Annotated in this window: 17 protein-coding genes; 11 read left to right on the forward strand and 6 right to left on the reverse strand. The window is 68.8% G+C overall.

Translation table 11 applies throughout. The features are described from left to right. Window positions 1-3: 3 nt before the first annotated feature. The 4 genes from ABZX37_RS11455 to ABZX37_RS11470 all read left to right on the forward strand — a co-directional run bounded on the left by ABZX37_RS11455 (window position 4) and on the right by ABZX37_RS11470 (window position 5,724). Window positions 4-2,811, forward strand: a complete 2,808-nt coding sequence (locus ABZX37_RS11455) for a S8 family serine peptidase (protein ID WP_354738424.1) — start codon at window positions 4-6, stop codon at window positions 2,809-2,811. Window positions 2,812-2,861: 50 nt separating this feature from the next. Further along, window positions 2,862-3,539, forward strand: a complete 678-nt coding sequence (locus ABZX37_RS11460; RefSeq protein ID WP_354738426.1) for an acVLRF1 family peptidyl-tRNA hydrolase — start codon at window positions 2,862-2,864, stop codon at window positions 3,537-3,539. A 167-nt stretch (window positions 3,540-3,706) separates the two neighbouring features. Further along, entirely contained in the window at window positions 3,707-5,335 is a 1,629-nt protein-coding gene (locus ABZX37_RS11465; protein ID WP_354738428.1) for an ABC-F family ATP-binding cassette domain-containing protein, read from the forward strand. Between the two features lie 179 nt (window positions 5,336-5,514). Then, on the forward strand, window positions 5,515-5,724 hold the full coding sequence (locus ABZX37_RS11470; protein WP_003071237.1) for a helix-turn-helix domain-containing protein: 210 nt from the start codon (window positions 5,515-5,517) through the stop codon (window positions 5,722-5,724). Here the strand turns inward: ABZX37_RS11470 and ABZX37_RS11475 are convergent. Further along, complete coding sequence (locus ABZX37_RS11475) at window positions 5,711-7,021, reverse strand: glycosyltransferase 87 family protein (protein ID WP_354738677.1); 1,311 nt, start codon at window positions 7,019-7,021, stop codon at window positions 5,711-5,713. The genes ABZX37_RS11470 and ABZX37_RS11475 overlap by 14 nt on opposite strands. 245 nt (window positions 7,022-7,266) lie before the next feature. On the opposite strand from ABZX37_RS11475, the gene ABZX37_RS11480 reads away from it, so the two are divergent. After that, a complete protein-coding gene (locus ABZX37_RS11480; protein ID WP_354738430.1) occupies window positions 7,267-9,132 on the forward strand; it encodes an ABC transporter ATP-binding protein in 1,866 nt (621 codons plus the stop codon). Between the two features lie 94 nt (window positions 9,133-9,226). Here ABZX37_RS11480 and ABZX37_RS11485 read toward each other — a convergent pair whose 3' ends face one another. Continuing rightward, window positions 9,227-9,955, reverse strand: a complete 729-nt coding sequence (locus tag ABZX37_RS11485; RefSeq protein WP_354738432.1) for a sugar isomerase domain-containing protein — start codon at window positions 9,953-9,955, stop codon at window positions 9,227-9,229. An 81-nt stretch (window positions 9,956-10,036) separates the two neighbouring features. Between ABZX37_RS11485 and ABZX37_RS11490 the strand changes: the two genes are divergently transcribed. The 4 genes from ABZX37_RS11490 to ABZX37_RS11505 all read left to right on the forward strand — a co-directional run bounded on the left by ABZX37_RS11490 (window position 10,037) and on the right by ABZX37_RS11505 (window position 14,002). Then, a complete protein-coding gene (locus ABZX37_RS11490) occupies window positions 10,037-10,762 on the forward strand; it encodes an alpha/beta fold hydrolase (RefSeq protein ID WP_354738679.1) in 726 nt (241 codons plus the stop codon). 89 nt (window positions 10,763-10,851) lie between these two features. Next, window positions 10,852-12,105 (forward strand): cyclopropane-fatty-acyl-phospholipid synthase family protein, encoded by a 1,254-nt coding sequence (locus tag ABZX37_RS11495; RefSeq protein WP_354738434.1) that lies wholly within the window; start codon window positions 10,852-10,854, stop codon window positions 12,103-12,105. 110 nt (window positions 12,106-12,215) lie between these two features. Then, the gene (locus ABZX37_RS11500) at window positions 12,216-13,406 is read left to right on the forward strand and encodes an LCP family protein (protein WP_354738436.1); all 1,191 of its coding nucleotides are present in this window, start codon (window positions 12,216-12,218) and stop codon (window positions 13,404-13,406) included. Window positions 13,407-13,480: 74 nt separating this feature from the next. Further along, complete coding sequence (locus ABZX37_RS11505) at window positions 13,481-14,002, forward strand: GNAT family N-acetyltransferase (protein ID WP_354738438.1); 522 nt, start codon at window positions 13,481-13,483, stop codon at window positions 14,000-14,002. 132 nt (window positions 14,003-14,134) lie between these two features. On the opposite strand, the gene ABZX37_RS11510 is transcribed toward ABZX37_RS11505, so the two are convergent. Further along, window positions 14,135-15,739, reverse strand: a complete 1,605-nt coding sequence (locus tag ABZX37_RS11510) for a tachylectin-related carbohydrate-binding protein (RefSeq protein WP_354738440.1) — start codon at window positions 15,737-15,739, stop codon at window positions 14,135-14,137. Between the two features lie 94 nt (window positions 15,740-15,833). Next, window positions 15,834-16,349, reverse strand: a complete 516-nt coding sequence (locus tag ABZX37_RS11515; protein WP_354738442.1) for a hypothetical protein — start codon at window positions 16,347-16,349, stop codon at window positions 15,834-15,836. Window positions 16,350-16,682: 333 nt separating this feature from the next. Between ABZX37_RS11515 and ABZX37_RS11520 the strand changes: the two genes are divergently transcribed. Together ABZX37_RS11520 and ABZX37_RS11525 are read left to right on the forward strand one after the other, a co-directional pair. After that, window positions 16,683-20,186, forward strand: coding sequence for an ALF repeat-containing protein (locus ABZX37_RS11520; RefSeq protein ID WP_354738443.1), 3,504 nt, complete (start codon window positions 16,683-16,685; stop codon window positions 20,184-20,186). Window positions 20,187-20,417: 231 nt separating this feature from the next. Further along, on the forward strand, window positions 20,418-21,170 hold the full coding sequence (locus tag ABZX37_RS11525) for a hypothetical protein (RefSeq protein ID WP_354738445.1): 753 nt from the start codon (window positions 20,418-20,420) through the stop codon (window positions 21,168-21,170). Here the strand turns inward: ABZX37_RS11525 and ABZX37_RS11530 are convergent. After that, on the reverse strand, window positions 21,115-21,573 hold the full coding sequence (locus ABZX37_RS11530) for a peroxiredoxin (RefSeq protein ID WP_354738447.1): 459 nt from the start codon (window positions 21,571-21,573) through the stop codon (window positions 21,115-21,117). The genes ABZX37_RS11525 and ABZX37_RS11530 overlap by 56 nt on opposite strands. Window positions 21,574-21,640: 67 nt before the next feature. Next, the gene (locus ABZX37_RS11535; RefSeq protein WP_354738449.1) at window positions 21,641-23,494 is read right to left on the reverse strand and encodes a diguanylate cyclase; all 1,854 of its coding nucleotides are present in this window, start codon (window positions 23,492-23,494) and stop codon (window positions 21,641-21,643) included. Window positions 23,495-23,612: the final 118 nt, after the last annotated feature.

A 23,612-nucleotide genomic window follows, 5' to 3' on the forward strand; every position in this document is an offset into this window, starting at 1 on the left:
GGCGTGGTCGCCGCGGCGGTGCTCGCCGCCGGGCTGGCGACACCGCCCATCGCCGGAGCGCAGGAGTCCACTGCGGACGCCACTGCGAAAAGCCAGATCTCGGCATTGCAGGCGGTCAAAGCCGGACAGACCGCGACTGAGTCCAAAATAGACAGCAAACTGCTCGTCCAGGAGAAGATGCGCACGCGGAGCCTGAGCGCGGCCGCGTTGCCGGGAATCGCCAAGGCCGCGGACAAAGCGCTGGTCGACATCCGCGTCACGAAGGTCAGCGACGGGCTCGTCAACGACCTGCGCGAGGCCGGGGCCGAGGTGCGCGCGGTGTCGAGCACGGCGGCGAGCATCCGCGCCGAGGTTCCGCTGACCGCCTTGCCGGAAATCGCGAAGCGCGACGACGTGAAGCATGTCGAGGCCGCGGATCAGGCGATGACGGCGCGGCAGCGGGAAAACACCAAGGATGACAAGGAAACCAAGCAGCAGAAGGCTGACCGCATCGACCGGCAGCTCAAGGAAGCGATCGGAACCAAAACGCAGGTAGTCAGCGCGGGCGACCGGGCGCACAACGCGGACACAGCGCGCCAGCAGTTCGGCGTGACCGGCACCGGCGTGAAGGCGTGCGCGCTGTCCGACGGGGTCGATTCGCTCGAGGTTTCCCGCGCCAAGGGCGAGCTTCCGGCGGTCGATGTCCTGACCGGACAAGCCGGCAGCGGCGACGAGGGCACGGCGATGCTGGAGATCATCCACGACCTCGCCCCGAACGCGAAGCTCGGTTTCGCCACGGCGTTCACCTCCGACGCGAGTTTCGCCGACAACATCCGCAAGCTGCGTTTCGAAGCGCATTGCGACGTCATCGTCGACGACGTCATTTACTTCAAGGAATCCCCTTTCCAGGACTGGATCATCGCGCAAGCGGTGAACGACGTGACGGCCGACGGCGCGCTCTACTTCTCCTCCGCGGGCAACGAGGGCAACGTCGCCGACGGCACCGCGGCACACTGGGAAGGCGACTTTGTCGATTCCGGAACCTCGATCGGCAAATACGCCGGCACGGCGCACAACTTCGCGGGCGCGGCCGGAAAGCAGGTCTTCGAACCGATCTCGGACGCGTCGTCGGCCAACATCCCGGTGACGCTGCACTGGTCCGACCCGCTCGGCGCGGCCGCCGACGACTACGACCTCTACCTCCTCGACGCGCGCGGCAACGTCGTGAGCTTCAGCCAGGACGTCCAGAACGGCACCCAGGACCCGTACGAGCAGCTGGCCACCCCGCTGTTCGGCGGCACCGGCCTGCGGCTCGCCGTGGTGAAGTTCTCCGGGGCCAGCCGGTATCTCTCCCTGACCGCGTTCGGCAGCCGGTTCCGCGATTCCGCGGACGGGCTCAAGGCGTACTCCACACCGGGCGCGGTCGTCGGCCACGCGGCGGCGCGCAAGGCGTTCGCGGTGGCGGCGGCACCGGCCGAAGCGGCGTTCGGACGGCCGCTCGAACCGGGCGACCCGGCGAACCCGACCGGACCGTATCCGGCGGCGTATTCCGCTGCCAGCAAGGCGGAACGGTTCAGCTCGGACGGTCCGCGACGCGTGTTCTACGAAGCCAACGGAACGCCGATCACGCCGGGCGACGTGTCCTCGACCGGCGGAGAAGTACGGCAGAAGCCGGAAATCACCGCGGCGGACGGCGTGCACACCTCGGTGAGCGGGTTCGACCCGTTCTTCGGCACCTCGGCCGCCGCCCCGCACGCGGCCGCGATCGCGAGCCTGGTGCTGTCCGGCAACCCCGGACTGTCCTCTTCGGACATTCGCGAGGCGTTCCTGAAAACCGCGGTGGACATCGAAGCGCCGGGAACGGACAACCTCACCGGTGCCGGAGTGTTGTTGGCGGACAAGGTGTTGGCGTACACCGGAGCCAGCCCGCAGCCGTACGCGGAGGCCGGCCAGCCGACGGTCCGCGGCCCCAACGGCGGCAGCACGCTCAACCCCGGTGACACCGCGACCGTCACGCTGCCGGTGAAGAACAACGGCGACGGTGCCGCGGTGTCCACGAGCGTCGTGCTCACTTCGCCGACCCAGGGCGTCACGATCGAACCGCGGGCGAAGTCGTACGGCACGATCAGCCCGGGACAGACCGGAATCAACGATTTCACCGTCACGGTTCCGGTGAACCAGCAGCTCGGCTCGCCGGTGGTGCTCAACGCGAAGGTGACGTTCGCGGGGTCGTACTCGCCGCGCACCAGCACGTATTCGCTGCCGGTCGGCACGCCGTCGCCGGTTTCGCAGGCGTTCGCCTACGCGGGCCCGGTGGTCGCGATTCCGGACAACTCGCCGCTCGGCGCTTCGGTCCCGCTCGTGGTCAGCGGTGTTGGCCCCGCCTCGAAGGTGTCGCTCTCGATCGACGGCGCCACCTGCACCGCTGCGGAGAAGGCGACCACGGTCGGCATCGACCACACCTATGTGAACGACCTGGTCGGCACGCTGACGTCGCCGTCCGGCGCGACGGCGACGCTGTTCCAGAAGGGCGGCGGCAGCGGCAACAACCTCTGCCAGGTGGTCTTCGACGATTCGGCGACCAAGCTGTTCAGCTCGACCGGGTCCGCGGACGCGCCGTTCACCGGCACCTACCGGCCGGTGACGCCGCAGACCCAGGCGGGCGTCTCGGCGGACGGCACCTGGACGTTCAAGGTCGTCGACACCGCGGGCGGCGACACCGGTTCGATCCGCAGCGTTTCGCTGCACGTCAACGGGTACGTCCCGGCCGGGCATCCGGCGGACGTGCACAAGACGGTGACCACGGGGCCGGTGCGGCCTCAGCTCGCCTGAGAAGGATGCGGGGCCGTCGCCAAGCGCGGCGGCCCCGTACCGTTTCCGGCATGGCACGGCAGGTCGCGGGCGGCGGGCGGGCGGTGGAAGTCCCGCCCGAACGGCTCGACGGCTGGTTCGCGCGCTTCGCCGAACGCAACGACGGCGTGCGCACCACGCTTCTCACCGCGACCGAAGTGCGAATCACCGCGGAGAACGGCACCACGGCCACCGCGACTGTCTCGTTTGGACCGTTGGCAGCTCAAGGCGAGCACCCCGGGCTGGCCGTGGAGCCATTGATCCGGCACGCACAAACGCCAAGACTCATCGCGCTGCTGCTGGTCCGCAAAGGCGGCCATTCGCTCGGACTCGCCTACGACGGCCGCGTGGTCCTCTCCAGAACAGACCGCCACCACGTGCAAGGCCGAACCGCGGCGGGCGGCTGGTCGCAGCAACGCTTCGCGCGCCGCAGGGAAGGCCAGACGCGGGCCGCACTGCACTCGGCCGCTCAGGACGCGTACGAAGTCCTGCTGTCCAGACTGTCCGAAGTGGACGCTGTGGTGCTCGGCGGAGACCGGCGGGCACTCGGCGAACTGCGCGCCGACCGACGGCTCGCCAAGCTGTTCGACCGGGCCGAGCCGCGCGTGCTGGAGATCCCCGAACCGCGCCGCGAGGTGCTGGCCGAGGCGGCACAGCGGGCACGCGCCGTGGAGCTGGTGGTGAGGGAGCCGACAGCGGGGCCTGAGTGAATCCGGACACGGCCGCGAAAACCGTTCGACGCCGACCCGTACACTGGGCTCGTGGTCATCAGGGCATTGGTGCGGATTCAGAGAGAATAACCGCCCGCCCCGCATCGCACGCGGTGCCGGGGCACTCCAGCACGTCCATCTGACCGCCCCCGTCTCCGGGAGTTCTCTTGATCACGGCCACCGGCCTTGAGCTGCGCGCCGGTTCGCGCATCCTGCTCAACGGCGCCACCCTCCGCATCCAGTCCGGCGACCGCATCGGCCTCGTCGGCCGCAACGGCGCGGGCAAGACCACCTCGCTCAAAGTCCTCGCGGGCGAGGGCGAACCGCACGCCGGCGACGTCCGCCGCAGCGGCGAACTCGGCTACCTGCCGCAGGACCCGCGCGAGGGCGACCTGTCGGTCACCGCGAAGGACCGCGTGCTGTCCGCGCGCGGCCTCGACAGCCTGCTGCGCGACATGGAAAAGGCGCAGACCGCCATGTCCGAGCTGGTCGACGAGAAGCTACGGGACAAGGCGATCAACCGCTACGCGCGGCTCGAGGAGCGGTTCTCCTCGCTCGGCGGGTACGCCGCGGAGAGCGAAGCGGCGCGGATCTGCTCGAACCTCGGCCTCGCCGACCGCATCCTCGCCCAGACGCTGAGCACGCTGTCGGGCGGCCAGCGCCGCCGCGTCGAGCTGGCGCGGATCCTCTTCGCCGCCGCCGAGGCGGGCGCGGGCGGCAAATCCGAGACGATCCTGCTGCTGGACGAGCCGACCAACCACCTCGACGCCGACTCGATCAACTGGCTGCGCGGCTTCCTCAAGCAGCACGAAGGCGGCCTCGTGGTGATCAGCCACGACGTCGAGCTGCTCGGCGACGTCGTGAACAAGGTGTGGTTCCTCGACGCCACGCGCGGCGAGATCGACATCTACAACATGAGCTGGCAGCGCTACCTCGACGCGCGCGCCACCGACGAGAAGCGCCGCCGCCGCGAGCGCGCGAACGCCGAGAAGAAGGCGTCCGCGCTGCAGGCGCAGGCCGCGAAGCTCGGTGCGAAGGCGACCAAGGCCGTCGCGGCCAAGAACATGGCCCGGCGCGCGGAGCAGATGCTCTCCTCGCTCGACGAGACGCGCCAGGCGGACAAGGTCGCCCGGATCAAGTTCCCGGAACCCGCCTCGTGCGGGCGCACGCCGCTGACCGCGGACGGATTGTCCAAGTCGTACGGTTCGCTCGAGATCTTCACCGGCGTCGATCTGGCGATCGACCGCGGCTCGAAGGTCGTGGTGCTCGGATTGAACGGCGCCGGAAAGACGACATTGCTCCGGTTGCTCGGCGGAATGGAAACGCCGGACACCGGATCCGTCGAACCGGGTCACGGATTGCGTTTGGGCTATTACGCACAGGAACACGAAACTCTCGACCACGAAGCGTCGGTGTGGGAAAACATCCGCCATCTCGCGCCGGACACCGGCGCGCAGGAGCTGCGGAACCTGCTCGGCTCGTTCCTGTTCACCGGCGAACAGCTCGACCAGCCCGCCGGGACGCTGTCCGGCGGCGAGAAGACCCGGCTCGCACTCGCTGGACTCGTGTCCAGCCAAGCCAATGTGCTGCTGCTGGACGAACCGACGAACAACCTGGACCCGGCCAGCCGCGCGCAGGTTCTCGACGCGCTGCGCAGCTTCGCCGGAGCCGTCGTGCTGGTGACGCACGACCCGGGCGCGGTCGAGGCGCTCGAACCCGAGCGCGTGATCCTGCTTCCGGACGGAACCGAGGACCACTGGTCCCCGGATTATCTTGAACTTGTCCAGCTTGCCTGACCGAGTGCGTCCGTTCGGGTGCTTACCGTGTCGGGCAAAGCACTGGAATGGCCCAATGTGATCGCGGTTTCGATCGTTTTACGGCTGTCGTCTGGCAATCCGGCGCGTAGTGTTCGATCATTGCCCCGGCAGGGGCCGCGAATGGCCCGGAACAACCACTCGGCGGGAAGGCGATCGACGTGGCTGATCTCAAGAAAGGCGCGCGGATCACCGGCAACACGCGCGACAAGCTGGCCGCTGACCTGAAGAAGAAATACGAGAAGGGCTCGAGCATCCGGGCGCTGGCCGAATCCACCGGACGGTCCTACGGGTTCGTCCACCGGGTGCTGTCGGAGTCCGGGGTCCAGCTGCGGGGGCGCGGCGGGGCCACGCGGGTCAAGAAGAAGTAGCGTCAGCGCGGCCGTTGCGCGGGGGGCGCGCGGTCGGTCCGGAATCCCGGAAGGTCAGCGCGGCGCCGAGGAGTACCAGCGGGTACACCAGGTAGCCGTACCGGGTGGCCGGAGTGAGAAGGATCAACGCGCCGAGTCCGACGGCGGTTCGCGTCAGTGCAGCGGATCCCGTCGCGGGGGGCCGGCGTGCCAGCCAGATCAGCATCGCCACTGCCGCAAGACCCACCAGCACCAGGGAAATCGCGGTGCCCGCGGGGACGAACTCCGTGATCAGATGCCCGGGCAGCGGGCTCGCCGCGGGGGAGCGGACCGCGCCCATGCCGAGCGGGAAACGGATCACGTGCTCGGTGAACGCCGCCGGGTTCGCCAGATACACCGGCAGATGCAGCGCGATCGTCGTCGCGGCCAGCGCGCCCGCGAAGCGACCCGTTGCGGCCCAAGGATTTTCGCCGCGCGCTCGCCGGTAAACGAAGACCGCGAGCACCGCGGCAGCCGGCGCGACGATGAGTTTCGCGCTGATCACCAGCGCCAGCACGAAACCAGTCCATCCTGGACGGCCGGAAGCGGCGAGCGCGAACGTCAGCACGAGCAGGCCCACGATCGCGAGGTCCGGACCGGCTACCGCCCAGGTCAGGGCGGTGAGCGGACAGGCGATCGCGAGCTGTGCGGCGAAAACCGGAATGCGAGGCCGGTTCAGCAGGTGCCAGGACGCGTACGCGCAGATCACCGCGGCGAGCGCGAACATCCAGCGCGCGTCGGTCAGTGCATTGAGGACTGGATTGCCGCCGAGCAGCGCGCGCGGCAGCCCGAAGACGGTCATCACCGGCCCGTACGGGGTGTAGTCGTTCACTTCCGGTGCGCGGCCGAGCGTCGCGAAGTCGACGTACGGGGTTCCGTGCCGCAGCAACAGATCCGCGCTGCGTTCGATGACCCACACCTCGGGCTGCGCGGCCCAGGAGAACGGGGTGATCAGCCAGTCCGTTCCGGTCAGCCGCCGGATCACCAGCATCGCCAACGGCGCGCACATCGCGAACACGACAACCGCGCCGATACCGATCCAGCGCGACCCGAATTTGCCGTCAGTTTGCATTCCGCGGCGCGCGGAAATCGTCAGCCAGGCGCTGTGCGCGGCGGCCAATCCGTATCCGGCGACGGCGAAATTGCCCCAGATCCGGTAGCCGTAGAACTCCGAAGCGAGTGCGGTGCCGAGCGCGAAGGCGAAGCAGCCGAGATAGAAGACGAGATCCCACGCGACGACGCGCACGGGATGGGCTGTTCCGGCCCGCGCAGGGGCCATCAGCAGTTGCACCCGCGTTTCCTCCCCGGCTCGCCGACCCCGAAACGCCAGGCTACCGAGCCCCGCCGCCTCGGCCCGCACCGCCCGGGCCCAGGTCCGGGAGGGGAACCCCGGGGGAATCGGAGTCCCCGCGGGTTCGCCTCGCCGACATCGGGAAGAATGCCGGGCGTCCCGGTGTTGTGCAGGTCATCTCCGGAAAAAAGTTCAACTAATCTAGAGGTTTTCACGAGCTGGGGGACACTCCAATGGACAACACTTGGGCGCTGCTGAGCTCCGCCATGCGGGCGGGCGACGCGCCGAAAGCGCTGACCCGGGGCACGGTCCGCCGGGTCGCGCGGTTCGCCCGGCCGCACTGGGTGCGGCTGCTGGCCTTCCTGGTGCTCACCGTGATCTCGGCGGTGCTCGCCGTGACGACGCCGGTGCTCGCGGGCAAGGTGGTCGACGCGATCGTCGGCAAGCACGAGCTGAACGTGGTGATCTGGCTGTCGGTCGTGATCGCGGTGCTGGCGATCCTCGACGCCGGGCTCGGCCTCGCCGAACGCTGGCAGTCCGCGCGGATCGGCGAGGGCATCATCCTCGACCTGCGCGTGGCGGTGTTCGAGCACGTGCAGAAGCTGCCGATCGCGTTCTTCACCCGCACCCGCACCGGTGCGCTGGTCAGCAGGCTCAACAACGACGTGATCGGCGCGCAGCGCACCTTCACCGCGACTTTGTCCGGTTTGGTCACCAATGTGATCCAGCTGGTGCTGTCGCTGATCGTGATGGTGTCGCTCTCGTGGCAGGTCACGCTCTTCGCGCTGGTGCTGTTGCCGATTTTCGTACTGCCCGCCCGGCGGCTCGGCCGTCGCATGGCCGGACTGCAGCGCGAGGCCGCGCAACTCAACGCCGGGATGACCACGCAGATGACCGAACGGTTCTCCGCGCCGGGCGCCACGCTGGTGAAGCTGTTCGGCCGGCCGCGCCAGGAGGTCGCCGACTTCGGCCTCCGCGCCGGACGCGTGCGCGACATCGGCGTGCGGACCGCGATGCTGACGCGCTGGTTCATGACGAGCCTGACGCTCGTGTCGGCGCTCGCGCAGGCGCTCGTCTACGGCCTCGGCGGCTACCTGGCGCTCACCGGGAAGCTCGAACCGGGCACCGTGGTGGCGCTGGCGCTGCTGCTGACCCGGCTGTACACGCCGCTGACCGCGCTCGCGAACGTGCGCGTGGACGTGATGACCGCGCTGGTGTCGTTCGAGCGGGTCTTCGAGGTGCTGGACCTGGAGCCGATGATCAAGGAGCCGGCCGAGCCGAAGAAGCTGCCCGAGGGCGGCGTTTCAGTCGAGTTCTCCGACGTCCGGTTCGGCTACCCGGCGGCGGACAAGTTCTCGCTCGCCTCGCTGGAGGACGTGGCCACTTTGGACAGCCGAGGCGGCGACGAGGTGCTGCACGGCCTCAGCTTCCGCGCGGAAGCCGGGCAGATGGTCGCACTGGTCGGTTCGTCCGGCGCGGGCAAATCGACGATCGCTTCGCTGCTGCCGCGGCTGTACGACGTGGACGCCGGTTCGGTGCGACTGTCCGATGTGGACGTCAAGGACCTCAGTTTCGCTTCGCTGCGGGAAACCGTCGGCGTGGTGACCCAGGACGGACACCTGTTCCACGACACGATCCGCTCCAACCTGAGCTACGCGCGCCCGGAAGTCACGGACGACGAGATCTGGGCCGCGCTGGAAAAGGCGCGGCTGGGCGATCTGGTGCGCTCGCTGCCGGACGGACTGGACACGACCGTCGGCGAGCGCGGCTACCGGCTCTCCGGCGGCGAACGGCAGCGGCTCACCATCGCGCGGCTTTTGTTGGCGCAGCCGAAGGTCGTGGTGCTGGACGAGGCTACCGCGCACCTGGATTCGGAATCCGAGGCCGCGGTGGGCGAAGCGCTCACCGGAGCCCTGGAAGGCCGCACGTCGCTGGTGATCGCGCACCGGCTGTCGACCGTGCGGGCGGCGGATCTGATCCTGGTGGTGGAAAACGGGGACATCGTGGAACGCGGCACGCACGACGAACTGCTGGCGAAGGAAGGCCGGTACGCGGAGCTGTACCACACGCAGTTCTCGGAAGAACCCGCCGCGGCATAACCCTGCGGGAAGTACGTGAGGGGAACCCTGAGGGAATCAGATTCCCTCAGGGTTCCCCTCACGTACCTTGTGCACTCTTGCGCGGGGAGCGGGGTCAGCGTAGGGCGGGCACGCGAGGCTCGTACTTGGCCAGCAGCGCCGCGTTCGCCGCGTCGCCGCCCTCCACATTGGAGCTGCGCCACAGCGGAACGTCGAGCCCTTCGGCGGTGCCCCGGTCGTAAACCTCGGCCAGGATCAGGTTCCACAGAAACGCATTGACCACAGTGGACAGCGGCCCGGTGCGCGGCGCGGACGCCGGATAGCTGGCGTCGCCGGGAATCACCAGCGAATCCAGCACCACAGTGCCTTCCTCGGCCAACGTCGTGGCGGACCGGCGCGGTGCGGCGGCCACGCACGCCCGCGACGTCACCGCGATCACCGCGGCTCCCCGGCGGCGCGCACCGGCGGCCAGTTCGACCGGGTACGGATTCACGCCGGACGTGGAGAACACGACCAGCACGTCCTCGGGTCCCGGCGCGCGTTCGGCCAGCACCTCTTCGGCGAGCCCGGAACGGCGTTCGGTGCGCGTGCTGTGCTGCGCGCCGTGCAGCGGCAGCAGTTCCGGGTGGTACACCGGATACACGCAGGCGAGCCCGCCCGCGCGGTAGAACGTCTCGGCGACCGCGGCCAGCGAGTGCCCGGCACCCGCGGTGAAGACCAGCGCGTCGGCCCGGATCACCCCCAGCAGCAGGTCCGCGGCGGCGGACACCTGCGCGGCATTGGCCTCCTCCGCCGCCGCAAGCTGGTCCGAAGTGCTTTTCACGAGATCCGTGGCGCTCACCACACCTGCCCTTCCTCGCGGGTCCGGGCACCGAATCTATCGGGTGGACACGCTTCGTGGTGGATTACCGTGGAGTTGATCGGAATGGGGGTGCCGGTGAACGGGAAACGGCAAGGCGGCCGGACGGATCCGGCCGTGCGGGTGTGGCGGGCCCCCGGGCAGACCCGCGCGGTGGCGCTCGTGCTGCACGGCGGGGCCGAGCGCAGCACCGCGGTCGTCCAGCCGTGGCGGCTGGCGTATCAGCGCATGGTGCCGCTGGCCCGTTCGCTGCACCGGGCCGGAAAACGGCATGGCCTGGAAGTCCGGCTGATGCGGAACCGGCTGTACGGCTGGAACGACCGGATGGAAAGCCCGGTGCCGGACGCCCGCTGGGCCCTGGACCGGATCCGCGCCGACCATCCCGGGCTCCCGGTGGTCCTCGTCGGCCATTCCATGGGCGGCCGCGTCGCGCTGCGGGTCGCCGACGATCCGGCGGTGACCGGGGTGTGCGCGATGGCCCCGTGGACGCCGCAGGGCGAGCCGGTGGACGCCGTCGCGGGCCGCGCGGTGCTCATCGCGCACGGCACCCGCGACCGGATGACCTCGCCCGCCGAGTCCTACGCCTTCGCCGCGCGCGCCCGCGAGGTCACCGACCTGGTGGCGCGGTTCGAGATCGCCGGGGAAGGCCATTCGATGCTCCGCCGTCCCGCGGTCTGGACCCGGCTGATGTGTGCTTTCACACTGGACCGGATCGGAGTGGGCGAGACGGACGAGACTCTCCGTCAGGCCTGGTCCCGCCCTTCCGGCGACCGGTTGCGCATCCCGGGGTAACCGGAGGGCGCGGCCCGGTCGCGAAGGCAGTCGGGACGAAGCGGGAATATCATGGGGAAGGGCTCGAAAGCCCGTTCGGAGGGAGTGTCTTGTCCACGTCACGAGTCGATCCGACAGTGGTCTCGCAGCCGGTGCCCGGCGAATCCCGATGGCCCGGTCTCGCCACGCCGCCGCACTCGCCGTTGCGGGCGCGCGCGGCCGAGGCGCTGTTCCGGCACGCGGTGAAATCGCTGGACGTGCGCGTCACGTTCCCGGACGGCACCGTGCTCGGCGCGGGCGGCCCGGACGCGCCGGAGATGCGCATCCACCGGCCCGCGGCGTTCTTCCACCGGCTCGGGGCCGACGCGAAGATCGGCTTCGGCGAGGCGTACCTGGTCGGCGACTGGACGGCGGACGACCTGGCAGGCGTCCTCACGCCGTTCGCCGAGCGGCTGGCCACGCTCGTGCCGCCGTTCCTGCAGCGGTTCCGCCGGATCGCCGAGCGCATGCAGCCGTCCGAGGAGGAGAACACCGTCGAGGGCGCGCGGTCGAACATCCACCGGCACTACGACCTGTCGAACGACCTGTTCAGCGCGTTCCTGGACGAGTCGATGATGTACTCCTCGGCGCTGTTCGGCCCCGGGGACACGCTCACCCAGGCGCAGCACCGCAAGCTCGACAGCGTGCTCGACTACGCCGGCGTGCGCAAAGGCAGCGAGGTGCTGGAGATCGGCACCGGATGGGGCGAGCTGTCCATCCGCGCGGCCTCGCGCGGCGCGAAGGTCACGTCGCTGACCATCTCGCAGGAGCAGAAGGTGCTCGCCGACGCGCGGATCGCCGAAGCGGGCCTTTCCGACCGCGTCGACGTGCGGCTGTGCGACTACCGCGAGGCCACCGGCGAGTACGACTCGGTGGTCAGCGTGGAGATGATCGAGGCGGTCGGCGCGTCCTACTGGCCGACGTTCTTCTCCACGATCGGCAAGCGCCTGCGCCCCGGCGGGCAGTTCGGCCTGCAGGCGATCACCATGGACCACGACCGGATGCTGGCCTCGGCCAAGTCCTACACGTGGATCCACAAGTACGTCTTCCCCGGCGGCATCATCCCGTCGGTGCAGGCGATCGAGGACGGGATGCGCGAGAACACCCGGCTGAAGCTGGCCGGGATGCGCGAGTTCGGCCAGGACTACGCCCGCACGCTCAAGCTGTGGCGGGACCGCTTCCAGCAGCGCTGGGACGACATCCGCGGCTTCGGGTTCGACGACGTGTTCCGGCGGATGTGGGAGTTCTACCTCGCCTACTCCGAGGCCGGGTTCCGGTCGGGGCATCTGAAGGTCCACCAGTTCGGGTTCGCCGACCCGCGCTGAGGCCGTCTCTCCCCGCCGGGACAACCCGCGTAGGGTCCCGCACGTCCACCGCAGGAGGACTGCGCAGGAGCCTGCGCGGCCACGCACCACCGGATCGGGGAGACAGGCCCATGACGTACGGAGGCGACGACGGCAGGCGGCGGATGCCGCCCGGCCCACCGCAGCCCCCCGCACGCCCGCGCCAGCAGCAGCGGGCGCAGATGATGCCGCTGCCGGGCAGAGGGCAGAGCCCCTACGACGCCCGCACCCGGCCGATGGGAGCGCGCGGCGAGGCCCCGCCGCCGCCCGTGCCGCCGCGGCAGGACCCGCCGGAGTACGGGGGCCAGCAGCCGCGGCCGCGCCGTCGCCGCCGGTGGAGCGTCGGCAAGATCCTGATGACGCTGCTGATCGTGTTCGTGCTGTTCCTCGGCGCGGTCTGGGCGTATCTGGAGTTCACCATCAACCGGGTGGACGCGATCGCCGACTACTCCGGGCGCCCGGCCGCGGCGTCGGGCACGAACTGGCTGATCGTCGGGTCGGACAGCCGCCAGGGCCTGTCCGCCGCGGACGAGGAGCGCCTGGCCACCGGTGACACGGGCGAGGCGGGCGGGCAGCGCACCGACACGATCATGATCGCGCACATCCCGGACAATTCGACCAAACCGACGCTGCTGAGCCTGCCGCGCGACTCGCAGGTGAAGATCCCCGGCCACGGCACGAGCAAGATCAACGCCGCGTTCGCGCTCGGCGGGCCGAAACTGCTGGTCCAGACGGTCGAGCAGGCCACCGGGCTGCGCATGGACCACTACGCGGAGATCGGCTTCGGCGGCTTCGCGAACATCGTGGACGCGATCGGCGGCGTCGACATGTGCATCGACAAGGACATGAACGACCCGATGACCGGCATCGACATCAAGGCGGGCTGCCAGAAGCTCGACGGACGCTCGGCGCTCGGCTTCGTCCGGATGCGGCACGCGGACGCGACGCCGCGCTCGGACCTCGACCGGGTGGCGAACCAGCGCAAGTTCATCGGGGCGCTGGTCAGCCAGATCGCCAGCCCCGGGACCCTGTTGAACCCGTTCGACTTCTTCCCGCTGCTGGGTTCCGCGCCGGACGCGCTGACCATGGACACCGGCGACCACGTGCACAACCTGGCCGGCCTGGCGATCGCGATGCGCGGCATTTCCTCCGACGGCGTCACGACCACGACGATGCCGATCACCGACGCGTCGGCGCAGCACTGGGACAAGAAGAAGTCCGGGCAGCTGTTCGACGCGCTGAAGAACGACACCGAGGTGCCCCCGGACGTCGTGATGCACTGACCGGGCTTGTGAAACGGCGGCAGCTTCGCGAAATTCGCGAGCCTGCCGCCGTTTCTGCTGTCAGGATGGCTCGCATGGACACTCTCACCGACGGTGTGGTCACCCTCGTTCGCTGGCGCCCGGAGCATCGTGACGCACAGGTGGCCGCCGTCGTGGGATCCCTGGACCACCTGTCCGCGTGGATGCCCTGGGCGATCGACGGCTACAACGAGGCCAAGGGAGACGAGTTCCTGACGCGCGTGGCCTCGCAATGGGAGAGCGGCGAGGAATACAACTACGCGATCTACACGCCGGATGACGAACTGGCGGGCAGTTGCGGCTTGATGCGTCGTGGCGACGGGTGGGAGATCGGGTACTGGCTCACGAAAACCCAGACTGGCAAGGGTTTTGTGACGCGGGCGAGTGCGTTGCTGGTCGCTTTGGCTTGGCGGCTGGACGCCACTTTTGTGTTGATCAAGCACGATTCGGAGAATGCCCGCAGCGGCGCGGTTCCGGTTCGGCTGGGGTTTTCCCGGGTGGGGGAGGAACCAGCGGAGGGGCGGATTCCGTCGGCTTGCAGCGGGGTGAATGTGGTTTGGCGGCTTGAGCGGCCGTGACCGTCGTGCGTTTCCCGGGTTGAGAAAGGGATGCGCCGGGCCGGATGCAAGAGGTTGTCAGTTCTCGGCTCGGCTGACTGGAAAGCTGCTGAGCGGGCGGGAAACCGGTGTTCCCGCCCGCTCGCCGTCAGCTCAGGTAGTGTGCTTGGCTCCGCAGTTGTTCGAGTCCGTGGTGAACCGGTAACTGGAATCCCAGCGGCTGCCTTGGCCGACGACCTTGCCCATTCCGTCGGCGTCGCCCGGCGCCCAGGAGTCGAGTTCCGAGTAGTACTGATACCAGCGCAGCGTGGGAGTCCCGTTCTTGCTCGCACCAGATGCGTAGATGATGTCCCCGCCTGGGGAGAAGATCTGCCGCATGACGTTCCATCCGGTGCCGATCTGCTTGTCGCGTTGGGTCCAGCGGTGGGAGCCGAAGTCGTAACGGAACCTGATCAGCCTGCCGTCGGTGGTGCGGGCGTAGAGAACTCCGCTGTCCGAGGCGGTGATGGAGTCGTATTTGTCCCAGCCGGTGTCGATCACTTCGCCGTCGGGATTGTCCCAGGTATTGTTGTAGTTGTTCCATCGGAAGACTCGCAGTTCGCCGTTCGCTCCGATGGTGTAGATGCGGTCCTCGTAGTACGAGCTCGTCGCTGTTATCTGGTTTTCGTGCGCGGGGTCGAGGAATCGCTGCCACCCTTTCGCGGCGATGCTGGGGGTGGTGTTGTAGATCCAGCGACGCAGATCGCCGTCGGCGAGCGGATCTTGCGGACCGGTCTTGCGATGCACCTCCCAGAGTGCCCAGCCTTGCCGGACGGTTCCGTTCGGCGTCAGGGCGGCATTGGAAGGGGCGAGGTCGGTCCAGTGGCCGGTTCCGGTGAGAGACGCCAGCGGCTCCAGGTCGGGGGTGTCGTTCTCGTGCTTGCTTTCCCACGCCTTGCCGCCGCGCATCGCGAGCACTGATGTCGGGTACCCGCAGAAGGCCCGCATATCGGGAACCTTGTCGAGGATCCAGGTGTAGATGTCGTCGAGGCGGATTTCGGTCGAGCCGTTGCTGGTCCCGGTCTCGGCGAGACATCCGTGCTGCGAGGACGGCCCGTGGGTCGCCACGAGTTCGGGGTAGTCCCCGCGCATGGTGGGGCCGCCCGCGTCGCCCTTGCAGGTGCTGGACGTGCCGGCGACCTCGATGGAATTCGTCGAGACCGAGGTAACGGCAGTCTTCGCCACGTGCAGTTTCGTCGGCACCCACTCGTTCTCGGTGCGCCCGAATCCGGCGATGCTGAGCTGCTCTCCGGGCACCGGCGGTTTGGGCGCGATGCGCGCTCCGGATTGGGGGAGATCCGCGTCGACTCTGACCAGCACGACGTCTCGATCGGTTCGCGGGATCAGTTCCACCGCGTTGGCGGTAGCGCCGTCGATGCTGCCGCCATTGGGTTTCATGGTCGCCGGAATCGCGTAGGTGCCGAGTTTGACGACAGTCGGCATCGGCGGCGGGCCTGGCGGGATCTGGAAGCCTTTCGCCGGATCGGTCGCGAAGCAGCTCGCTGCGGTGATCACCCAGCGCCTCGCGATGGCTATCCCCGAGCAGCCGCGACCGAGGTCGCCGACGGTGATCCGCGCGACTATCTGAAGGGGCTCGTCCCAGCCCCCTGCCGTGGTGCCGCCGGTGACCGCGTGGGCCGCAGGAGCGGCCAAGCCGGTCACGGCGACGGCGGCGGCCGCGCTCAGTGCGGCCAATCTGGACGAACGGGTGCGTCTCATGATCGTTTCAGGTCCCCTCTTCGGACAAGTTCTCCGCAGGCCCGGCGCGGTGAAACGCGCGTCGAGGGCCGGTGCGGCGGAGCGGGCGGATGCGCTATTTGGCTATCCTGATCTCGACCAGTTTCGCCGGGGTCCCGGTGTCGGTTTCCCCGACCGACTTCCACAGGTTCGCCGGCACGTCGTAGGTTTTGGACGGGCCAGCGTCCGGCGTCAGGGTCGCGGCGAGATTGTGGTCTCCGCCGTAGATGAGGAAGACGCTCGGGATCTCCATCGTCAGGAAACCGTCTTTACCGGTCGCCCGGAAGCACACGTCGCCCTTGTCGCGGCTCTTCAATTGAATGAGGCCCGCAGCCCCGCAGTCCGCCAGCATGATGCGCCCGTCACCTCTCCTGAGGACGATTCCTCGCGAGGCGAGAATGCTGTCGGCCCCCGGATAATTGAAGTCTTCGACGAGATTTTCTGGGGTATCCGATCTCGCATGTATCTCTTGCTTCGAATTCTGCCGATCCGGGGCGGCGCTGGTGATTCCGGCGGTCGCTCCCGCGGCGGCGAGCATGAGGACTCCGACCAGTGCCGGTTTTCCGGCACCGCGCATGACGTTAGATTTCATCGAGTTCCCATCATTGGTTCAAGGAGATTTCCGGATTCCGGAAGACGAGCATCCCATCGCCGAACTTTGTCCGCCATAGTCCGTTTGGCGGCTTACCTGTGCACTTGCCTGCGCTACGTTGAGGGCGGAGGGTTGGGATGCGGTGCATTCCATGAGGGGGCAGGGGGTCTCTGAAGGATCGACGTCTGTCGCGCGCCCCTCAGCGGTATCGGCCACGTGGCACCCTTCCGTCATTTTGTGCTGCCGATAATGAGAGGTCGATGAAACGTGCACAGATTTCGGCGACGAAGAAACAGATTTCGGACGAGTGGTTTACTTGCGGGCGCGGCAATAATGTTCCTGGGGATCGCCGCTCCGCCGGCCGCGTACGGGGCCGGTGTCTCGCCGCAGGACGCGCTGGCCGACCGGGCGAAAGTCCTGGACATCATGCAGGCGGGCGGTCCGGGCGTCGCGAGAGCCGCGGAGGTGGCGCTCACCGGTTCGGACGATGACGTCCGGGCCTTCCTTGCCACCGGGTTCGGACCGGCCGAGACTGCGGATCTCCAGGTCAGGGTGGGACAACTGCTGGCTCAGGGCGGTGCCGGAACCCAGAAAGCCGCGCAGGCGGCGCTGAACGGCTCGATCGACGACGTGCGCGCTTTCCTGGCTTCAGGCTGGCAGAAGCCGTGGGAAGACGATATGCGCATCGACGTCGCGCGGATTGGGGACGTCGGCGGGCCCGGAGTGCGGGCCGCCGCGCAGCGGGCGCTGAGCGGTTCCACGGAAGACGTGATGGGTTTCCTCGGCGACGGGCGGACAAAGGCGCAGAACGACGACAACCTGGTACGGGTCGGCCAGATCATGAACGTCGGCGGGCCGGAGGTCAAACGCGCCGCGCAGGAAGCGCTCAACGGCAACGCCGACGACGTCCGCGAATTTCTTCTCCGCGGCTATCAGGTGGCGGCCGCGAAAGACCAGGAGACTATCTCGGTCGCGCAACTGGCCGACCTCGCCCGCCAGGCAGGCGTACGTGCCGCCGAGCAGACCCAGATCGCGAAAGAAGCTTCGGACAAGGCGGTCGAGGCCGCTCGGCTAGCCAGGGAAGCAGCGCAGCGCGCGTCCGACGAAGCGGCCGCTGCGCACGACTCGGCTGTCCGTGCCGGCAATGCGGCCGGACGGGCCGCTGACGCCGCGTGGCGTGCGGCTGCTGCCTCTCAAGTCGCGGTGGACGCGTCGCGGGCGGCGAACGAAGCCGCCCGGGTCGCGGCGAACGCCGCGGCTCAAGCGGCACACGCGGCGGCAATGGCAGGACAGACAGCCGCCGAAGCTCGCCGGGCGGCGCAAGCGGCCGCGGGCGACAAGAACGCGGCGAACCAGGCCCGCGACGCAGCCGAAGCCGCACACAGGGTCGCGCAAGAAGCACAGCAGGCCGCACAAGCCGCTGATGCTGCGGCGAACGCCGCCAGGGCGGCCGGAGCAGCCGCGACGGCGGCGAAGTCGGCGGCCGGCAATGCGGCGGGCGCTGCTAACGCGTCTGCGGCAGCTGCTGGTTACGCGCAGCAGGCAGGGGCCGATGCCGAGCAGGCGCGGCGTGCGGGACAGGCCGCGCAACGTGCCGCCGCGGAAGCGACTCGTGCGGCGAATACGGCAGAAGCGATCGCCGGCGAGGCGGCCGCCGCGGCAGCCGAAGCACGCGACGCCGCGAACGCGGCGGCGCAGCACGCGAACGCGGCCGGCGACGCCGCCTATGACGCCTACGTGCACGCCGGTGAAGCTGCTGGCCAAGCGGACAAGGCGCAGGCAGCTGCGGACGCCGCGCAGCAGGCAGCGGTTGACGCGGACACAGCGTCCAACGCAGCTCGCAAAGTCAACGACATCGCACGCCGGGCGGACGCGGAACGCCTTACCGCACAACAGAACAAGGAGATGAGCGAGGCGCAGGAAGCCAAGCAGACCGAGGCCGACAAGGCAGCGGCTGCGGCCTGGGAAGCCGGGCAGGCCGCCCGGCTGGACGCCGAAACCCAGCGGTTGCTCGCCGAGGCGCGCGATCCCGCGACCGGCTCCGCCGTCGTCGTCGCCGACGGCCGGAAGGTGGCCGCCCGGCTGCTGAAGACCGGGGGACCATGGGTGAAGGGATCGGCCGCGCACGCTTTGACAGGCGGCGAAACGGATGTCTCCGCGTTCGTGTTCGCCGGCCTCGCGGCGGCGACTGAACGCGATGACCGAGCGAGTGTCGCGGCGATCGCCGATTCGACCGGCAAACCGGCGCAGCGCACCGCTGCGGAGGCGGCCCTGGCGGGTACTTACGACCAAGTAAAGGAGTTCCTGAGGACCAGGAACTATCCCGGCAAGGATGACGACGACCGCATCGAGGCGGCGCGCGTCATGGACGCCGGCGGACCTGGGGTGAAAGCCGCCGCTCAGCGGGCGCTCAGCGGAACCATCGACGACGTGCGGGCTTTCCTCGCCGCGGGGCAGTTCAAAGCGAGGCATGACGACAACACGGTCTTGGTCGGCCGTGCGCTCGCCACCGGAGGCCCGGAGGTCCAGGCCGCCGCGCAAGCCGCGTTGTCCGGCCCTGACAGCTACGTGGAGACTTTCCTCGCTTCCGGGTTGCCCAGAGCGCAGCAACGCGATGCCGATACTGCGGTGCACGTCGCGGAGATCGGCGGATATCTCGCCGCTGCGGCGCGATCGGCCGCGACTGCCCACCAGAACGCCTACCTGGCCGCGAGTTACGCGGCAACCGCTCGCCACGCTGCCGACGAGGCGGCGGCCTACGCTCAGCAGGCGCGCAGCTCGGCCGACGCGGCACGGGACAGTGCGAATCAGGCGAAGGCATCGGCCGACCAAGCAGCACAGTCCGCTGCCGCCGCCGCGCAATCCGCACAGCGAGCGCGCGACGCCGAGGCGGCGGCGCACCGCAGTGCCCAGTCGGCAAGCCAATCGGCGGCGCGGGCAACAGATTCCGCAACGCAGGCACGAAATTCGGCTCAATCGGCGAAGGCGGCTGCCGACCGCGCTCGCGCCGACGCCATCGAAGCAGGCAAGTCCGCGGCTGAGGCCGCCCGACTCGCGAAAGACGCGGCTGACATTGCAGCCGCTCTGAAAGCAAAGGAGGACGAGGCCAAGCGGAAAGCCGACGACGCCGCGCGGCAGCCCTCGCCGCCGCCGAACCAGCCGCGCCCCAACGACTCCGGCTATGATCAGGCCAAACGGAACTTTTTCGGTGGCGTTCAGTTGCCCGAAGGTGATCAGCACGTCGAGTGGGGTGACGGACCCACCGCACCCGGCAGGGGAATCATCGTCATGCGGTTCTTCATCCACACCGACGACGCCGCGTTCGGCCTGCTCGACGGGGACAATCGCGGGTTCTCGTTTGATCCCGGCGCGTCGTCGCGAATGGTCGTCGCCTGGGACACCGACACGGGAAGGGTGAGCTTCACCGTCAGTCGCAGTTCGAAGAAGGGCGGGTGGATCTCCAACGTCGGCGGGGGAGCCCACTACAATCCCGACAAGATCTACCCCGCGCATCCGATCGTCCCGGGCGGCGACAACGATCTGCAGATCGTCCGGCAGACCTCGGACGGCTATCTCGCGGCCAACTACGTGGGGCTCAACGGACTGCTTCCGTTGTTCCACGTTCGCGGACGAGTCGAGGCGAAGATCGACAGCCAGGTGGGCACGAGAACCTACATCGGCGGTGACGATTACCCAGACTTCGAAATCATCCAGTACTGGCAGCACGAGGCACCGCGAGGGCTTGGCTCCGACAGCATGGGGCCGCTTCAAGGCGTCGGCACGGCACCTGCGATGTCCCACCGCAACCTCTTCTGGAATAATGGGCAACCGCAGTAAAGGATTTGTCTAGCGGGATTGCGTGGCGCGTGACCGGAACGGCCGATCGCGCGCAACGCAATCTGCGGTTAGACTGAAATCGTGGATAAAATCCGTCGGCGTGTTTCGGCGTGGTGGTACTTGCTGCCGTTCAGCTTGATCGCGTTGACGGTTTTGTGCGGACCGTTCGCTCGCGCGCATGGAACCGGGATCGCCGAGCGTGCGGCGGAGCCGGCGGCCAGCCCGGGTTCCGTGCTCACGCTGGAGATGAATCCCGGGGTTACTTATCGACTATTTCAAGACAATAAAGGTCAAAAGATTGGCAGGGTATGCCGGTTCTCGGCGGGGAATCAGTTGTCGCCGGAACTGGAACGCACCGGGGAGTCCTCTGGCGGGTTTCGCAATCCGCCTCAGCAGGTCGTCTACGACGGCCATGCGTTCGCTTACCTCACGTCCGTTTTCAGCGGACGTGAGGTAAGGGCGACGATTTCCTGCGAAGGCGGGCCGTTGCTGGCCGAGGAGGCAGCGGTGTCCGGCCCCGCGGTCACCGGCGTCGCGATCATGGCCGGGGTGAGCTTGCTGGCGCTGATCCTGGTGGCCGCGGCCCGATTGCTGACCCGGCGGTTTCCTTCCCGGCCCGCGGCAGAACGCGGCCTTGTCTCCGCTTCCCGCCGAGGGTGGGCGGTCGCCGGAGCCGTTCTGGCAGTCCTGGCGAGCGTCGTGATGGCCACCTCGGCGAATGTCGCAGTCGGCACAGCGGGGTTCTACTGGTTCTTCACCCTCGTTGCCGCGGTGCCGGTTTTCGCGATCGGGCTTCGGCAGTTCCGCGTCGCCTGCCTCGTCGCGGGCACGGCGCTCGTCGCTTTCTCCGTGCTCGGGTTCTTCTGGTTCTTCGTTTATCTGCTTCCGTCCGGAATTATTTTTCTAGTGACGGGGTTCAGCACGCCGCTCACGCCTCCGCGCGTTCCCGCAGCACCTTCAACGCCCGATCAGCATGCGCCGTGAAGTTCAGTTCGCTCTTGATCACGTCCAGCACCCGCCGGTCTTCCGCGATCACGAACGTCTGCCGTTTCGTGTGCAGGGGCAGGATCTTGCGCCAGACGCCGAACTGCTTCGCCACCACACCGTCCACATCGGACAGCAGCGGGTAGTCGAAATCGTGCTTCGCGGAGAACTCGCGCTGCTTGCCGACCGCGTCCGGGCTGATCCCGACCCGTTGCGCGCCCGCCTCCGCGAATTCCGCGGCCAGGTCCCGGAAGTGGCAGCTTTCGGCGGTGCAGCCGGACGTCATCGCGGCCGGGTAGAAGAACAGCACTACCGGGCCGTCGGCGAGCAGTGCCGACAGGGTGCGTTCGACGCCCTGGTCGTCGGGGAGGGTGAAGTCGGGGGCGAGGTCGCCAGGCTGCATCGCGGAGAGGTCCTTCCAGAAAGGTCGTCGTACCCGGGAGTTCGGCGCCGGGCAGGCGGCGGATGGGTCAGCTGGCGTGCCGGGCGATCATTTCGTCGACCTCGTCGCCGGTCGCGGACTCTGCCACGAACGAACCCCTCGCGGCCAGGACGCCCTGTTCCCGCAAGCGGTCCGCGTGGTCGTCATCGCGCACGCCCTCCGCGCCGATGCGCAGGCCCAGCTCCTTGGCCCGCGTGACCAGGTGCGACAGGTGCCGCACGTCGGTCTCCGCCGGGTCAGGACCGGCCAGTGCGTCGATGACCGGGCCGCTGAGGATCACGTGTTTGACCGGGAGCCGGTGCTGCGGGATGAGTTCCAGGTCGGACGATCCGGAGATGGTGAGCACCAGCTGCGCGCCCAGGTCGGCGAGCACGGTGAACGAGTCCAGCACCTCGCCGTCTTCGTCGAACATCGACGCGCGGTCCGTGCACAGCCGCAGGACCCGCGCGGGCAGGTGGTGCCGGTCGAGCTGGTTCTTGACCAGCAGCACCAGATCCGGGTCGATGGCCAGGCGCTTCGGCAGCCGGATGCAGACGTCCGGCGCGGCGGGGCCGTACTGCTCGCGCCAGCGCGCGGTCGCGCCCAGCGATTCCTGCAGCAGCCATTTGCCGAGCGGCACGGTCATGCCGGTGGTCTGCGCGAGCGGGTAGAACTCCTCGGGGCCGAGTTCGCCGCGTTCGGGGTGGCTCCAGAGCAGACCGGCGTTCACCGCGGCGATCTCGTCCGGCTTCGCGAGCTTGACCGGCGGCTGGTAGATCAGCGAGAACTCGCCGTTCTCCAGCGCTCCGGCGATCACGGCGCCGAGCTGGTAACGGTTGCGGTCGCGCTCGTCGAGCTGCGGATCGAACAGCATCCACTGCGCCTTGCCCGCTTCTTTCGCGCGGTGCAGCGCCAGTTCGGCCGCGCGCAGCAGGCCCTCGTGGCTGCCTTCGTTCGCCGGGCGCACGACGATCCCGATGCTCGCGCTCACGCCGATGCCGTGCCCGTCGACGTACACCGGCTCGCTGAGTTCCTCCAGCACCCGGTCGGCCAGCACGACCGTCTTCTGCCCGGTCAGCTCCGGGCCGCGCAGCAGCACCGCGAACCCGTCGCCGGAGAGCCGGGCGACGTAGCCCTCGTGCTGGCCGGCGAACACCGCGTTCAGCTTCCCCGAGATCGCCTTCAGCACCAGGTCGCCCATGCCGGCGCCGAGGCCGTCGTTGATCACCTTGAAGCCGTCGATGTCCAGGTACAGCAGGGCGATCTCGGCGGAGCTGCCCGAGCCGAGCGCGGCCTCCAATTGCGCGGTGAACGCGGCGCTGTTGGGCAGCCCGGTGAGCGGGTCGTGCAGGTTCTGGTGGCGCAGCCGTTCGCCGAGCAGGTGCAGGTCGTCGTCATCGGCCGCCATGAACACCGGGAAGTACGTCCCGGGACGGTCGCCGGGCAGCGTCGCGATCGTGACGTTCGTGGTGAGTTCGCCGTCGAGGCTGTGGCCGAGCTGCACGCTCTGGACGGCCCGGCGGCCGTCGGCGGTGAGCGGCAGGCCCTCGAGCGCGGAGCGCAGCCGCACGGAATCCTGTGGGCCGGCTCCGAGATCGGCGATGTGCTTGTCCCGCAACTCGATCGTGGACGTGCCGAGCAGCCGGGCCAGCGCGGCGTTCGCCTCGACGACGGTGCCGTCCGGGCCGGTGAGCGCGATGCCGATCGGCGCGGAGGAGAAAAGCGCGGTGAACCGGCGCGTGGCGCCGGTGTCCTCGGGCCGCTCGGCGACCTCGCCGGCGAAGTCGAGCAGGATCCGCTCCACCTCGGCGGGCGGGAGCGTTACTCCGTTGGTGTCAGTCAGCGCCGCCGCGTACTTGCGCGCGACGTCGACCAACCCTGGCGTGGCACCAGGCTCCGGCACACTCCACCTCTTCATACGCGGACAAAGACCAGCTCAGGCCCGGTGCGGAGGGTCCGAGGACCCACACTGGGTACGAGTTGGCCATAAGTGATGCCACGGCATCACGGACCTAACAGGG

The organism is Amycolatopsis sp. NPDC004079 (assembly GCF_040610415.1).
Classification (GTDB): Bacteria; Actinomycetota; Actinomycetes; order Mycobacteriales; family Pseudonocardiaceae; genus Amycolatopsis; species Amycolatopsis halotolerans.

Excerpts from the sequence above, each read along its gene's own strand:
- ABZX37_RS11460 (WP_354738426.1), top strand. The coding sequence starts at position 2,862 with ATGGCACGGCAGGTCGCGGGCGGCGGGCGGGCGGTGGAAGTCCCGCCC.
- ABZX37_RS11475 (WP_354738677.1), bottom strand. The coding sequence starts at position 7,021 with ATGGCCCCTGCGCGGGCCGGAACAGCCCATCCCGTGCGCGTCGTCGCG.
- ABZX37_RS11480 (WP_354738430.1), top strand. The coding sequence starts at position 7,267 with ATGGACAACACTTGGGCGCTGCTGAGCTCCGCCATGCGGGCGGGCGAC.
- ABZX37_RS11490 (WP_354738679.1), top strand. The coding sequence starts at position 10,037 with ATGGGGGTGCCGGTGAACGGGAAACGGCAAGGCGGCCGGACGGATCCG.
- ABZX37_RS11500 (WP_354738436.1), top strand. The coding sequence starts at position 12,216 with ATGACGTACGGAGGCGACGACGGCAGGCGGCGGATGCCGCCCGGCCCA.
- ABZX37_RS11505 (WP_354738438.1), top strand. The coding sequence starts at position 13,481 with ATGGACACTCTCACCGACGGTGTGGTCACCCTCGTTCGCTGGCGCCCG.
- ABZX37_RS11510 (WP_354738440.1), bottom strand. The coding sequence starts at position 15,739 with ATGAGACGCACCCGTTCGTCCAGATTGGCCGCACTGAGCGCGGCCGCC.
- ABZX37_RS11515 (WP_354738442.1), bottom strand. The coding sequence starts at position 16,349 with ATGAAATCTAACGTCATGCGCGGTGCCGGAAAACCGGCACTGGTCGGA.
- ABZX37_RS11520 (WP_354738443.1), top strand. The coding sequence starts at position 16,683 with ATGTTCCTGGGGATCGCCGCTCCGCCGGCCGCGTACGGGGCCGGTGTC.
- ABZX37_RS11530 (WP_354738447.1), bottom strand. The coding sequence starts at position 21,573 with ATGCAGCCTGGCGACCTCGCCCCCGACTTCACCCTCCCCGACGACCAG.